The sequence below is a fragment of the Agrococcus terreus genome (assembly GCF_014645235.1).
In the GTDB taxonomy this organism is placed as follows: domain Bacteria; phylum Actinomycetota; class Actinomycetes; order Actinomycetales; family Microbacteriaceae; genus Agrococcus; species Agrococcus terreus.
This window is the reverse complement of the sequence record NZ_BMLM01000001.1, coordinates 879436-892618: the sequence shown is the minus strand read 5'-3', so window position 1 is coordinate 892618 and position 13183 is coordinate 879436. Positions and strand designations below refer to the sequence as shown.

General features: G+C 74.7%; 12 protein-coding genes. 3 read left to right on the top strand and 9 right to left on the bottom strand.

The features are described 5' to 3' along the window. Window positions 1-13: 13 nt before the first annotated feature. The 3 genes from IEW90_RS04285 to IEW90_RS04275 all read right to left on the bottom strand — a co-directional run bounded on the left by IEW90_RS04285 (window position 14) and on the right by IEW90_RS04275 (window position 3257). Entirely contained in the window at window positions 14-805 is a 792-nt protein-coding gene (locus tag IEW90_RS04285) for a fumarylacetoacetate hydrolase family protein (protein WP_188716378.1), read from the bottom strand. Continuing rightward, window positions 805-2232 carry an MFS transporter gene (locus IEW90_RS04280; protein ID WP_188716375.1) on the bottom strand — a complete coding sequence of 476 codons (1428 nt, stop codon included), beginning with the start codon at window positions 2230-2232 and terminating at the stop codon, window positions 805-807. The genes IEW90_RS04285 and IEW90_RS04280 overlap by 1 nt, the downstream gene beginning before the upstream one ends. Before the next feature lie 224 nt (window positions 2233-2456). Beyond that, on the bottom strand, window positions 2457-3257 hold the full coding sequence (locus IEW90_RS04275) for an IclR family transcriptional regulator (RefSeq protein WP_188716373.1): 801 nt from the start codon (window positions 3255-3257) through the stop codon (window positions 2457-2459). Between the two features lie 112 nt (window positions 3258-3369). Between IEW90_RS04275 and IEW90_RS04270 the strand changes: the two genes are divergently transcribed. Continuing rightward, window positions 3370-4284 carry an NAD(P)-dependent oxidoreductase gene (locus IEW90_RS04270; RefSeq protein WP_188716371.1) on the top strand — a complete coding sequence of 305 codons (915 nt, stop codon included), beginning with the start codon at window positions 3370-3372 and terminating at the stop codon, window positions 4282-4284. An 18-nt stretch (window positions 4285-4302) separates the two neighbouring features. Here IEW90_RS04270 and IEW90_RS04265 read toward each other — a convergent pair whose 3' ends face one another. Continuing rightward, complete coding sequence (locus IEW90_RS04265; protein ID WP_188716369.1) at window positions 4303-5256, bottom strand: TIGR03557 family F420-dependent LLM class oxidoreductase; 954 nt, start codon at window positions 5254-5256, stop codon at window positions 4303-4305. Between the two features lie 58 nt (window positions 5257-5314). Further along, window positions 5315-6202 carry an SMP-30/gluconolactonase/LRE family protein gene (locus tag IEW90_RS04260; protein WP_188716367.1) on the bottom strand — a complete coding sequence of 296 codons (888 nt, stop codon included), beginning with the start codon at window positions 6200-6202 and terminating at the stop codon, window positions 5315-5317. A 105-nt stretch (window positions 6203-6307) separates the two neighbouring features. On the opposite strand from IEW90_RS04260, the gene gnd reads away from it, so the two are divergent. Then, the gene (gnd, locus tag IEW90_RS04255) at window positions 6308-7750 is read left to right on the top strand and encodes an NADP-dependent phosphogluconate dehydrogenase (RefSeq protein WP_188716364.1); all 1443 of its coding nucleotides are present in this window, start codon (window positions 6308-6310) and stop codon (window positions 7748-7750) included. Between the two features lie 144 nt (window positions 7751-7894). Here the strand turns inward: gnd and ald are convergent, their stop codons facing one another. Beyond that, window positions 7895-8995 (bottom strand): alanine dehydrogenase, encoded by a 1101-nt coding sequence (gene ald, locus IEW90_RS04250; protein ID WP_188716362.1) that lies wholly within the window; start codon window positions 8993-8995, stop codon window positions 7895-7897. Between the two features lie 115 nt (window positions 8996-9110). On the opposite strand from ald, the gene IEW90_RS04245 reads away from it, so the two are divergent. Continuing rightward, window positions 9111-9617 (top strand): Lrp/AsnC family transcriptional regulator, encoded by a 507-nt coding sequence (locus tag IEW90_RS04245; RefSeq protein WP_188716360.1) that lies wholly within the window; start codon window positions 9111-9113, stop codon window positions 9615-9617. On the opposite strand, the gene IEW90_RS04240 is transcribed toward IEW90_RS04245, so the two are convergent. From IEW90_RS04240 to IEW90_RS04230, 3 genes are read right to left on the bottom strand one after another with little or no spacing between them, the layout of a single operon-like run. After that, window positions 9614-10684: a mechanosensitive ion channel family protein gene (locus IEW90_RS04240; protein ID WP_188716358.1), complete on the bottom strand. Its 1071-nt coding sequence runs from the start codon at window positions 10682-10684 to the stop codon at window positions 9614-9616. The two genes, IEW90_RS04245 and IEW90_RS04240, sit on opposite strands and share 4 nt — an antisense overlap. A gap of 53 nt (window positions 10685-10737) precedes the next feature. Continuing rightward, window positions 10738-11421, bottom strand: coding sequence for a response regulator (locus IEW90_RS04235; RefSeq protein WP_188716356.1), 684 nt, complete (start codon window positions 11419-11421; stop codon window positions 10738-10740). Further along, window positions 11418-13070, bottom strand: a complete 1653-nt coding sequence (locus tag IEW90_RS04230) for a sensor histidine kinase (protein WP_188716354.1) — start codon at window positions 13068-13070, stop codon at window positions 11418-11420. Before IEW90_RS04230 ends, IEW90_RS04235 begins: the two co-directional genes overlap by 4 nt. Window positions 13071-13183 lie beyond the last annotated feature (113 nt).

Here is a 13183-nt window from a genome sequence, read left to right as displayed (position 1 = left end):
TGGTCGCCGCGGCTCAGCGCAGCGGCGTCTCGAGGCGCACGTCGCCGGCGACGACGGCCGCCGTCTGGCCGGGGCCCGCCTCGTGGTTGGAGGCGGGCGCACCCGCCATGACGACGTCGCCCGGGCCGAGGCGCACCCAGCGGGCGACGTACGCGAGCGACTCGCGCACGCCCACGGGCATCGCCTCGGCGCTCGTGCCGCGCACGCGCTCCCCGCCGAGCTCGAGGGCGAGCGGCAGGGCGTCGATCGAGGCGGCGGTGTCGATCCACGGGCCGAGCGGCGTCGAGCCGTCGCCGCCCTTCGACTCGAAGTTGCGCGCGTCGACCTCGGCGCGGTCGGGGTAGGAGATGTCGTTGACCGCGGTGACGCCGAGCACGAACTCGTGCGCGGTCGCCTCGGTGAGCGCCGGATCCGTGGGATCGCCCGTGTCGCGGCCGATGACGATGCCGAGCTCGGCCTCGACGACGAGCCTGCCCGCATCCCGACGCACGACGACGGGCTCGCCGTGCGCGACGACGGTGCGCGGGCTCTTCAGCCACGCCTGCACGGGCAGCGGGTGGTCGTTCGCGCCGCGGTTCTGCGCGATGCCGAGCACCACGAGCGGCGCCGCGGGCGGCAGGAGCGTGGCCTCGGCTGCGGGGATCGGCGCGCCCTCGTCGGCGGGCTCGCGCCCGGCCTCGAACGCCGCGTACGGGTCGGCGAGCGGCTGCCATGCCTCGGGCAGGTCGTGCGTGCCGTCGCCGGGCGCGCCGGCGGGGCGCACGTGCAGCACGTGCGCCCCGTGGCGGATGCGGGCGATGCGCATCAGGCGCGCACCGCGTCGCGCTCGGCGGCCGTCTCGGCCGGGTGCTCGGCGTCGCCCCGCTCCCCCGTCGAGACGCGCACGGCGTCGTCGAGGCGCAGCAGGTCGCGGCCCTGGGTCTCGGGCACGAGGAACGTGGAGGCCGTGGTGATGAGCGCGAGCGTCGCCATGTAGATGGCGGGCAGCAGCCAGTCGCCGCCGGCGGTGGCGAGCAGGTAGGCGCCGACGACGCCGGCGAGGCCGCCGGCGAGCACCGCCGAGATCTCGCGCGCCATCGCGACGCCGAGGTAGCGGTGGCGGTTGCCGAACAGCTCCGGCAGCATCGCGCACTGCGGGCCGAGCATGGTGTTCACGGCGACGCCGATGCCGATCGCGATGACGGCGATGACGACGGCGGGGATGCCGGTCGAGAGCAGCCACCACGCGGGGAAGGCGAACACGAGCATGAACACGGCGCCGAAGCGATAGACCGCGCGGCGGCCGTAGCGGTCGGAGAGGTGGCCGGTGAGCGGGATGGTGGCCATGCCGATGAGCGAGCCGACGGTGACGCCCCAGGTGGCGACGCCGCGGTCGACGGGGTTGGCGAGGAAGCTGCCCGCGACGAAGGCGAGCGCGAGGTTCTGGAACATGTACGAGCCGCCGTTCTCGGCCATCCGCAGGCCGATGCCGACGGTGACGCCCGCGAGGCCCTTCGTGAAGATGTCGCGCACGGGACGGTGGGTGATCTGGTCCTGCTTCTCGAGCACGACGAACGTGGGGGTCTCCTTGAGGCGCATGCGGATGAAGAGCGCGACGAGGATGAGCACGAACGAGAGCAGGAACGGCACGCGCCAGGCCCAGCCGAGGAACACGTCCTCGGGCAGCGACGACAGGAACGAGAACACGAGCGCGGCCATGAGGGTGCCGAGCTGGATGCCGATGAACGGCAGCGACGAGAAGAAGCCGCGCCGCTTCACGGGCGAGTACTCGGCCATGAGCACCGTCGCGCCCGCCTGCTCGGCGCCCGCGCCGAAGCCCTGCGCGAGGCGGAGCACGGTGAGCAGGATGGGCGCCCAGATGCCGATCTGGTCGTAGGTCGGCAGCGCGCCGATGAGCGTCGTGGCGCCGCCCATGAGGAGGATCGTGACGACGAGCACCCACTTGCGGCCGAGGCGGTCGCCGATGGTGCCGAAGAAGAGGCCGCCGAGCGGGCGGGCCGCGAAGCCGACGCCGAACGAGGCGAAGGCCGCCACGACGCCCATGGCGGGGTCGAGGTCGCTGAAGAACAGGACGTTGAAGATGAGCGCGGATGAGAGGCCGTACAGCGCGAAGTCGAAGTACTCGAGCGCGCTGCCGACGCTCGAGGCGAGCGTCGCGCGGCGGAGGTTCGCGGCGTAGTCGGGGTCGTCCGTGTGCGGCCGCTGGGGCTGCTGCTCGGTGGTGTCGGTCACGGTCCATCTCCTTCGACAGGCGTGGTGCGTCGTTGCTTGCCGCCGACCGTACCACCACGCTGAACGCCGTACAACCTACTGAACGCGCTCCCCGTGTCGCTCTTCGCGTCGCACCCTCTACGCACGTCGAACTTCCCCGAATCCCCGCTTCTGGGCCGGAAAGCGGGGATTCAGGGAAGTTCGCGGTCTGGAGCGCGGCGCGGAGGGATCGGCGGGCGGGCGCGTCAGGCCGAGCGGGGCGCCGAGAGCGGGTTCGTGAGGGCGCGGGCCGCCTCGAGCAGGGCGGCGCCGACCTCGGCGACGCGGGCGTCGTCGGCGTGCTCGGCGGGCAGCGCGGCGCCCATCGCGAGCGGCGGGTCGGCGGGCGCCCAGGGGTCGAGGGCGACGGCGACGCCCGTGATGCCGCCGAAGGAGCCGCCGCGGTCGATCGCGTAGCCGCGCTCGCGCACCTCGGCGAGCTGGGGCAGGAGCGCGTCCACGCCCGCGATGCTGTCGGCGGTGAGCCGCGGGAACGGCTCGGCCGGCGCGAGCAGCGACCGCACGGCGCCGTCGTCGAGCCGCGCGAGCAGCGCGAGGCCGGTGGCGCTGAGCGCCGCGGGGAGCCGCGAGCCGAGCGGGGTGCCGAGCCGGTAGGGCGAGCGCCCCTCGTGCCGCGCGAGGTAGAGCGCGTCGACGCCGTCGAGCATCGCGACCTGCACGACCTCGCGGTGCAGCGCATCCGACGCCGCGACCACCCGGTAGAACTCGCGCACCTGGTTGAACTGCTGCGCGAACGCGCCGCCGAGCTCCGCCGTGCGGCGGCCCAGCCGGTAGCCGCCGGCCTCGCGCTCGACCATCGCGCCGTCCTCGAGCACGGCGCAGAGGTTGGCGGTCGACGACTTGGCGATGCCGAGCGCGCGCGCGATGTCGCTGAGCGTCATCGGCACCCCCTCGGCCTCGGCGAGGAGCGTCAGGATGCGCAGGCTCCGCGTGACGGCGGGCGCCGGATCGCGGTCGGCCCGGTCGTTCGTCGTGGTCTCGGTCATGGCCGCTCCTTCGCGGTCGAGGTCGATTGCCGACCACCCTACGGCCGATCCATCCGAGTGGACGCCGTCCGCCATGCTGTACGTCGCGCATCCGGGCCGCTAGCCTCGGCACATGCACACCGGAGTGGACACGGCAGGGACGGATGCGGCGCGCGACGAGGTCGTCGGCGTCATCGGCCTCGGGGCGATGGGCGAGCCCATGGCGCGCCGCCTGCTCGAGGGCCACGGCCGCGTCGTCGTGAGCAGCCGCTCCCCGCGCCCCTCCCTCGTCGAGGCCGGCGCCGAGTGGGCGGGCTCGCCGCGGGAGCTCGCCGAGCGCGCGGGCGTCGTGCTCTCGCTGCTGCCCGACCTGCCCGAGCTCGAGCAGGCGCTCGACGGCCCCGACGGGCTGCTCGCGGGCCTCGGCGACGACCGCCGCCTCCTGCTCCTCATCGGCTCCACCTCGTCGGCGCCGGCCGTGCGCGCGCTCGCCGAGCGGCTCGAGGCCGCGACCGCCGGCCGGGTGCGCGTCGCCGACGCGCCCGTCTCGGGAGGCGTCGACGGCGCCGAGGCCGGCACCCTCTCGATCATGCTCGGCGGCGACGAGGCCGACACGGCGCGCGCCGCGCGGCTCCTCGCGCCCTGCGGCCGCCCCGTGCACCTCGGCCCGCTCGGCGCGGGCGAGGTCGCGAAGGCCTGCAACCAGCTCGTCGTCGCCGCGACCATCACGGCGCTGTCGGAGGCGACCGTGCTCGCCGACCGCTCGGGCCTCGACCTCGACGCGCTCTGGACGCTCCTCGGCGGCGGCTACGCCGGCTCGAACCTGCTCGCCAGCCGCAAGGAGAAGCTCGTCACGGGCGACGACTCCCCCTCGGGCATCGCGCGCTACATGGTGAAGGACCTCGGCTTCGCCGCCGCGATCGCCGACGCGACCGCCACGAACCCCGCGCTGCTGCCGGCCCTCCGCGCCTTCTTCGACGAGATCGTCGAGCGCGGCAACGGCGAGCGCGACATCTCGACCGCGCGCCACGTCATCGCCGCGCGCTGAGCCGCGCCGCGACCGGGCTCAGGCGCGCAGGCGCGGGCCGAGCTCGTCGTGGAAGAACGCCATGAAGGCGTCCGGATCGGTGCTCGCGTCCATGAGGGCCAGGTGGTCGAAGCCCGCGTCGCGGAACTGGCCGAAGACCTCGGCGTGCCGCTCGACGTCGGGCCCGCACGCGAACGCCTCCTCCATGTCCTCGACGCGGATCGCCGCGGAGGCCTGCTCGAACGCCGCCGGGTCGGGCAGCTCGGCGTTCACCTTCCAGCCGAGCTGGCCGAAGCGGAAGCGCGCGTGCGCGGCCTCGGCGCCCGCGCGCGCATCCGCCGCGTACGCCGTCGGCACCTCGCACCAGCGCGGGCCGCTGCCGCCTGCCGCCGTCCACGCCTCGACGAGCGAGGCGTCCGGATCGGTCGAGAAGAGGCCGTCGCCGAGCTCCGCGGCGAGCTTCGCCGCCTGCGGCCCGCCGGCCGCGACGACGATCTCGGGCAGCACCTCGGGCAGGTCGTAGACGCGCGCGTCGGAGAGCTGCAGGAACTCGCCGCGGTACGAGTGCGTGCCGCCCGACCACAGCAGGCGGATGATCTCGAGCGCCTCGCGGAAGCGGCGATGGCGGTCGCCGACCTCGGGCCAGCCCTGGCCGACGATGCGCTCGCTGAGGCGCTCGCCCGCGCCGACGCCGAGGGTGAACCGGCCGTCGGAGATGATCTGGAGCGTCGCCGCCGCCTGGGCGATGATCGCCGGGTGGTACCGCACCGAGGGGCACGTGACGCCGGTCGCGATCCGCAGCGTCTCGGTCTTCGCGGCGATCGCCGAGAGGATCGCCCACGCGAAGCCGGAGTGCGAGTGCTCGGGCAGCCAGGGGTGGAAGTGGTCGCTGATCTCGACGAAGTCGAAGCCCGCCCGCTCGGCCTCGACGGCCCGGCGGATCAGCTCCTTCGGCTCGGTGTCCTCGGCGAAGAGCTTGTATCCGATCTGCATGGCGGCGACGCTACGACCCGGGTCTGGACGCCCGGTGGGGGACAACCGTGGATCGCGCTCAGGCGCCGCGGGTACGGGTGCGGATGCGGTAGACGCTCGTCGTCGCCGCGATCCACAGCCAGCCGTCGTCGCCGAAGCAGAGGTTCGCGACCGTCTCGGGCACCGGCACGCGCGCGAGCCGCTCCCCCGCGGCGCTGATGACGTGGACGCCGGAGGCGCCCGACGACCAGATGCGCCCCTCGGCGTCGACGGCGATGCCGTCGGGCGTGCCGTCGTCCATCGCGAACAGCTGCCGCCCCTCGAGCGCGCGGGCGTCGGCCCCCTCGCCCTCCAGCCGGTAGGCGCGGATGCTGTTCGGCGCGGGCGTCTCGTCCTCGCCCGCCGACTCGGTGACGTAGAGCGTGGCGAGGTCCGGGCTGAACGCGATGCCGTTCGGCCGCGCCAGGTCGGTGACGACCGCCCGGACGCCGTCGGCCTCGCTCCAGCGGAAGACGAAGCGGCCGCCGTACTCCTCGTCGCCCGGGTGCCCCTCCTCCGGCTTCTCGATGCCGTAGGGCGGGTCGGTGAACCAGACGGAGCCGTCGGGGTGCACGGCGAGGTCGTTCGGCGAGTTGAACCGCGCCTCGCCGAAGCGATCGACGAGCACGGTCACCTCGCCGCCCCGCTCCAGCTCGATCGCGCGGCGCCCGTGCGAGCACTGCACGACGCCGCCCAGGCCGAGCGCGCGCCCGTTCGTGAACTCGACGCCCTCGCGGTGCACGCGCATCCGGCCCGCCTCGTCGACCGCGAGGATGCGGTCGCCGTGGATGTCGCTCCAGCGCAGCTCGCGCTCGTCGGGCATCCAGAGCGGCCCCTCGCTCCAGGAGGCGCCGGTGGCCATGCGCTCGAGGCTCGCCCCGGGCGCGAGGAGGCCGTGCGGGTCGTGGAGGTCGGTGGGTGCAGCCATCCGGCGATGCAACCAGCCGCGCCTCCTTGGGGGCTGGACGTGCGGGGAGCGACGCATGCGCGAGCGCATAGCCTGGGAGCGCAGACCCTTCAGGAGGACTCCCGCATGCCTACCGCCAACATCGCCGTCGTCGGCCTCGCCGTCATGGGCTCGAACCTCGCCCGCAACCTCGCCTCGCGCGAGGGCAACACCGTCGCGGTCTACAACCGCACGACGCAGAAGACCGATGACCTCATCGCCGCCCACCCCGAGGCGGAGTTCGTGAAGGCGGCGACGATGCAGGAGCTCGCCGACAGCCTGCAGAAGCCGCGCACCGCGATCATCATGGTGAAGGCCGGCCGCCCCACCGACGCGGTCATCGACGAGCTCGTCTCGGTGTTCGAGCCGGGCGACATCATCGTCGACGGCGGCAACGCCCTGTTCACCGACACGATCCGCCGCGAGGCGGCCGTGCGCGAGACGGGCATCCACTTCGTCGGCTGCGGCATCTCCGGCGGCGAGGAGGGCGCGCTCAACGGCCCGTCGCTCATGCCCGGCGGCACGGCCGAGTCGTACGAGACGCTCGGCCCGATCCTCGAGCGGATCGCCGCGGTCGCCGAGGGCGAGCCGTGCGTGACGCACGTCGGCACCGACGGCGCCGGCCACTTCGTGAAGATGGTCCACAACGGCATCGAGTACGCCGACATGCAGCTCATCGCCGAGGCGTACGACCTCATCCGCCGCGGCACCGGCAAGAGCCCCGCCGAGATCGCCGACATCTTCGACGCGTGGAACGGCGGCGAGCTCGAGTCGTACCTCATCGAGATCACCGCCGAGGTGCTGCGCCAGGTGGATGCGGAGACCGGCACGCCGCTCGTCGACGTCATCCTCGACGCGGCCGGCGCGAAGGGCACCGGCGCCTGGACCGTGCAGACCGCGCTCGACCTCGGCGTGCCCGTCTCGGGCATCGCCGAGGCCGTCTTCGCCCGCTCGCTCTCGTCGAGGCTCGCGCAGCGCGAGGCCGCGACCGACCTCCCCGGCCCGTCGGACGCGTGGACGGTCGCCGACCCGGAGGCGTTCGTCGAGGACGTCCGCAAGGCCCTGTTCGCGTCGAAGATCATCGCCTACTCGCAGGGCTTCGACGAGATCGTCGCCGCCGCCGAGGAGCACGGCTGGGAGATCCAGAAGGGCGAGGTCGCCCGCATCTGGCGCGCCGGCTGCATCATCCGCGCCCGCTTCCTCAACGACATCACGAGCGCCTACGCCGAGAACCCCGACCTGCCCGCCCTGCTGCTCGCGCCGTACTTCCGCGACGCGCTCGGCCAGACGCAGGAGGCGTGGCGCCGCGTCGTCGTCGCCGCCGCCCAGGCCGGCATCCCTGCCCCCGCGTTCTCGTCGAGCCTGTCGTACTACGACGGCCTCCGCGCCGACCGCCTCCCGGCCGCGCTCGTGCAGGGCCAGCGCGACTTCTTCGGCGCGCACACCTACCGCCGCGTCGACAAGGACGGCACCTTCCACACGCAGTGGTCGGGCGACCGCACCGAGGTCGAGGCCGTCGACACGCACTGACGCCTCGCGCACGACGAAGGGCCGCTCCCGTGGGAGCGGCCCTTCGTCGTGCTGGCCCGGAGGATTCGGCCGTGAGCGAGCGCATGGCCGCACATCGCATCCATGCGGCCGCTGGGAGCCGATTCCTCCGGAGGAGCGACGGGCTCAGGCGCTCGCGAGCTCCAGGCCAAGCGCGGCGGCGACGCCCGCGTTCGTGACGCGGCCGGCGCGCACGTTGAGGCCCTTCGCGAGCGCGGGGTCGGCCTCCATGGCCGCCTCGGCGCCCAGGTCGGCGATCTTCAGCACGTACGGCATGGTCGCGTTCGTCAGCGCGCGCGTCGACGTCTCGGGGACGGCGCCGGGCATGTTCGCGACGCAGTAGTAGAGGGCGTCGTGCACGCGGAACGTGGGGTCGTCGTGCGTCGTGGCGCGCGAGCCCTCGAAGCAGCCGCCCTGGTCGATCGCGATGTCGACGAGCACGGCGCCCGGGCGCATCCCGGCGACCATCTCGTCGGTGACGAGCTTCGGCGCCGCGGCGCCGGGGATGAGCACCGAGCCGATGACGAGGTCGGCGTCGGCGAGCTGCTCGGCGATCTCGAGGCGCGACGAGTGGCGCGTCTGGATGCTGTTGCCGAACAGCGCCTCGAGCTGGCGCAGGCGCGGGATCGAGAGGTCGATGACGGTGACGTCGGCGCCGAGGCCCACGGCGTTGCGCGCGGCGTGCTCGCCCGCGACGCCGCCGCCGAGCACGACGACCTTGGCGCGGCGCGTGCCGGGCACGCCGCCGAGCAGGGTGCCGCGGCCGCCGGCCGGGCCGAGCAGGTGGTAGGCGCCCATCGCGATCGAGAGGCGGCCCGCGACCTCGCTCATCGGGGCGAGGAGCGGCAGCGAGCGGTCGGCGAGCTGCACCGTCTCGTAGGCGATGCCGGTGGCGCCGGAGTCGATGAGGGCGCGGGCGGTCTCGGGCGCGGCCGCGAGGTGCAGGTACGTGAAGACCACCTGGCCGTCGCGCATGAGGCCGAGCTCGGGCCCGACGGGCTCCTTGACCTTGAGCAGCAGGTCGCCCTTCGCCCACGCCTCCGCGGCGTCGGCGGCGATGCGCGCGCCCGCGGCGACGTAGTCCTCGTCGCTGATGCGCGAGCCGAGGCCCGCGCCGGCCTGCACCCACACCTCGTGGCCGCGCTGCACGAGCGCGTCGACGCCGGCGGGCGTGATGGCGACGCGCTGCTCGTGCGTCTTGATCTCGGTGGGGATGGCGATGCGCATTGCTCGGCCTCTCGTCGTCGGGGGTCGGAACGATCATGGGAGACGATCCGGCGATCCGCACGATCTGCCGAAGCATCCGTGGCGAAGCCGCCCCTTTCGATGGAAAGATGCAGGCATGAGTCCCGCACCGCCCTCCGAGCCGAAGCCTTCGCAGCCCGACGACGGGCTCGACGAGGTCGACCACGACCTGCTCGGGATGCTGCGGCGCGACGCCCGCACGACGAACCGCGAGCTCGCCCGCGCGGCCGGCATCGCCGAGTCGACCGCCCACGCGCGGGTGCGGCGGCTCGAGGAGCGCGGCGTGATCGCCGGCTACGAGGCGGTCGTGCGGCAGGAGCGCCTCGGCCGCGGCCTGCAGGCGCTCGTGCACGTGACGCTCCGCGCCGGCGCCCGCGCCACCATCCCCGACTTCGCCGAGCGGGTCCGCGCGCTGCCCGAGGTGAGCCAGCTCTTCTTCCTCGGCGGCAACGACGACTTCATCGTGCACGTGGCGGTGCCGGACTCCACGGGACTGCGCCGCTTCGTCGTCGACCACCTCTCGGCCGACGCGACCGTCGCGTCCACCCGCACGAGCATCGTCTTCGAGTACCGCCGCAACGTCTCGACCGCCGCGTTCTCCTAGCCGGCGACCTCGCGCACCGCCTCGGGCCCGGCCTCGGCGACCGCGAGCCGCTGCCGCGGCATCGCGTCGGGGTGCTGCTCGCGCAGCCAGGCCACGAGCCGCTCGCGCACGTCGTGCTGGAGGCCGGCGAGCGCGCCGCCGTCCTCGGCCGTCACGAGCACGCGGACCCGCACCGAGCCGCCCACGGCGCCCGTCACCTGCAGGGCGCTGTCGCGGCCGTCCCACTGCGGGTGGCCGTCGAGGATGCGCGCGAGCTCCTCGCGCATCGCCTCCACCGGCACCGTCCAGTCGACGTCGAGCTCGACCGCGCCCATGACCTCGCTCGTCGTGCGCGTCCAGTTCTCGAAGGGCGTCGTCGTGAAGTACGTCGACGGCAGCACGAGCCGGCGGTCGTCCCAGATGCGCACGACCACGTAGGTGAGGGTGATCTCCTCGATCGTGCCCCACTCCCCCTCGACCACGACGACGTCGTCGACGCGGATGGCGTCGGAGGCGACGAGCTGGATGCCGGCGAAGACGTTGCCGAGCAGCGACTGCGCCGCGAGGCCCGCGACGAGGGAGGCGAGGCCCGCGGAGGCGAGCAGGCTCGTGCCCGCGACGCGCGCCGCCTCGAACGTGAACAGCGCCGCGCCGAACGCGACCACGACCACGACCACCGCGAGCACGCGCCGCAGGATGCCCACCTGCGTCGCGACCTTGCGGGCCCGGCGCCCGTGGTCGGCGGCCGAGAAGCGGTGCAGCACCGCGTCGCTCGCGACGCCCAGCAGCCGCACGAGCAGCCACGCGCCCGCGGCGATGCCCGCGATCACGAGCAGCTGCGCGAGCACCGGACCGCCGCCGCCGAGCCCGGCCTGCAGCCCCGTCGCACCCGTCGAGACCGAGAGCGCGATCACGAACGCGAGCGCCGCGACGGGCCAGCGCAGGGGCTTGCGCACCTCGGCGATGCGGGCGCGCGAGCGGGTGGCGGCGAACGCGCCCGCGAGCAGCGCGAGGCTCGCGATCGCGGCGACGACGAGCGAGACGCCGACGGCGATGCCGGCGAGTGCGAGGAGGTCGAGGACGGGCATGCGGCTCCTTCCGGTCGGAGCGGGCCACGGTACCGGGTGCGGGTGTCGGGCTCCTACGCGAGCCGCGAGTACTCGAGCTCGGGCCGCCCTCGCGCGCCGTAGCGCGGGCTGCGCTCCACGTCGCCCGTCGCGGCGAGGTGCTCGAGGTAGCGCCGCGCGGTGACGCGCGAGAGCCCCACCTCGCCCGCGACCTCCGCCGCCGAGCGCGCGACGCCGTCGGCGAGCAGCGCCGCCACCGCGTCGAGCGTGTCGGCGGAGAGCCCCTTCGCGAGCCCCGGCGCGTTCGTGGTGCGCAGCGCCGCGATCGCCTGGTCGACCTCCTGCTGCGTGAGCCGGCCCTCGCCGTCGACCCGCTCTCGGTAGTCGCGGTACCGCTGCAGCCGCTCCGCGAGCGCCGAGAACGCGAACGGCTTGATGAGGTACTGCACGACGCCGACCGCGATCGCGTCGCGCACCGTCTCGAGGCCGCGCTCGGCGGTGACGGCGATGACGTCGACGAGGTGGCCCTCGGCGCGCATCCGCCGGCACACGTCGAGGCCGTGCCCGTCGGGCAGCTGCATGTCGAGCAGCACGAGCTGCATCGGCGCGCCCTTCGCCGCCGCCTCCCGCATCGCCTGCAGCGCCGCCGCCGCCGAGTGCGCGACCGCCGCCACCTCGAAGCCGTCGCAGCGCTGCACGTAGGCCACGTGGGCCGCGGCCGTGCCGCGCTCGTCCTCGACGATGAGCACCCGGATCACGACGCGCCACCCGGTCTCGGCAGCTGCACGGTGACGGCGGCGCCGCCGCCCCGCTCCGCCTGCCCGAGCTCCACCGAGCCGCCGAGGCGGTCGACGGTCTCGCGCACGATGCTGAGCCCGAAGCCGCGACCGTGCGGACCGGCGGGCTTCGTCGACCAGCCGGCGCCAAACGCGGCGTCGCGCTGCGCCGCCGGCACGCCGGCGCCGCTGTCGCTCACCTGCAGCACGATGTGGCCGTCGTCCTCGTCGAGGTACACCTCGACCCACGCCGCCGCGTCGCCGCCGGTCGCGAGCACCGCGTTCGCGCGCTCCGCCGCGGCGTCGATCGCGTTGTCGACGAGGTTGCCGAGCACGGTGACGAAGTCGACCGGGTCGATGCCGTGCGTGCCGGGCTCGAGGTGCGTCTCGACGTGCATCTCGACGCCGCGCTCGTGCGCCTCCGCGGCCTTGCCGAGCAGCAGCGCGGCGATCACCGGCTCCTCGTCGTCGCCGACGACGCGGTCGGCGAGGCGCTGCCCCAGGTCGCGGCCCGCCGTCGCCACCTCGAGCGCCTGCCGCGGCTGGTCGAGCTCGATGAGCGTCGCGACCGTGTGCATCCGGTTGCCGAACTCGTGCGTCTGGGCGCGGAGCGCCGCGGCGAGCGTGCGCACGGCGTCGAGCTCGCCCGTCATCCGCTGCAGCTCGGTGCGGTCGCGGATCGTCAGCGTGGTCGTGCCGGACGACGTGCCGGTCGCCGTGCCGGCCCCCGCCCGGTGCCGCTCGACGACCAGCCAGCGCCCCTGCACGCGCACCTGGCCCTCCCCGTCGAGCACGCGCCGCACCTCCCGCGGCAGCGGCGCGTCCGCCGGCAGCGGCAGGCGCGCCGCCTCGATGCCGAGCAGCGCCCGGGCGCGGTCGTTCGCGAGCACGACGCTGCCGTCCTCGACGAGCACGAGCCCGTCGTCGACGGAGTGGAGGGCCGCCTCGTGGGCGGCGAAGAGGCGCGCGAGCTCCTCGGGTCGGCGCCCGCCGGTCGCGCGGTCGAGCCGCCGCGCCAGCAGCCAGGCGCCGAAGGCGGAGACGACGAGCGCGGCCACGAGCAGCGCGCCCACGACGAGCAACCGCTCCACCACGAGCCCGCCGACCCGCTCGATCGTGACGCCCGCGGCGACGAGCGCCACGATCCGCCCGTCGACGGTCACGGGCGTCACGGCCCGCACCGACGGCCCGAGCGTGCCCTCGAACACCTCCGTGAAGGTCGCGCCGGCGAGCGCCGGCGCCGTCGTGCCGAGGAAGGTGCGGCCGATCTGCGCGGGGTCGGGATGCGTGTAGCGCGTGCCGTCCGGATGCATGACGGTGACGAAGTCGAGGCGTGTCGCCTCGCGCACCGCCTCGACGTAGGCCTGCATCGCCTCCGACGCGCCGTCCACCGCCGCCTCGGGGTGCTCGTCGTAGCGCGCGGCCGCCGTCGCCGTGGCCTGCTGGATCGTGGGCGTCGCCGCCATCGCCTGCGCGAGCTCGCGGCTCGCGACCGCCGCCTCGCGCTCCTGCGCGTGCTGGGCGTCGAGGGCGAGCAGCGCGAACGCGCCGATCGCGGCGACGACGAGCATCGCCGCCGTCTGCACGAACACGCGCGTGGCGATGCTCGCGGACCGCCACCAGCGACGCATCGGCAGTCCCCCTCCCGCTCACGGACCATGAACACTATGCACGAAAGGCGGGCCGCGGCTCGGCCCGCGCGCATGCTGGCTCACCGGAAGCGCCGCGCAGGTGCGGCGCCCGA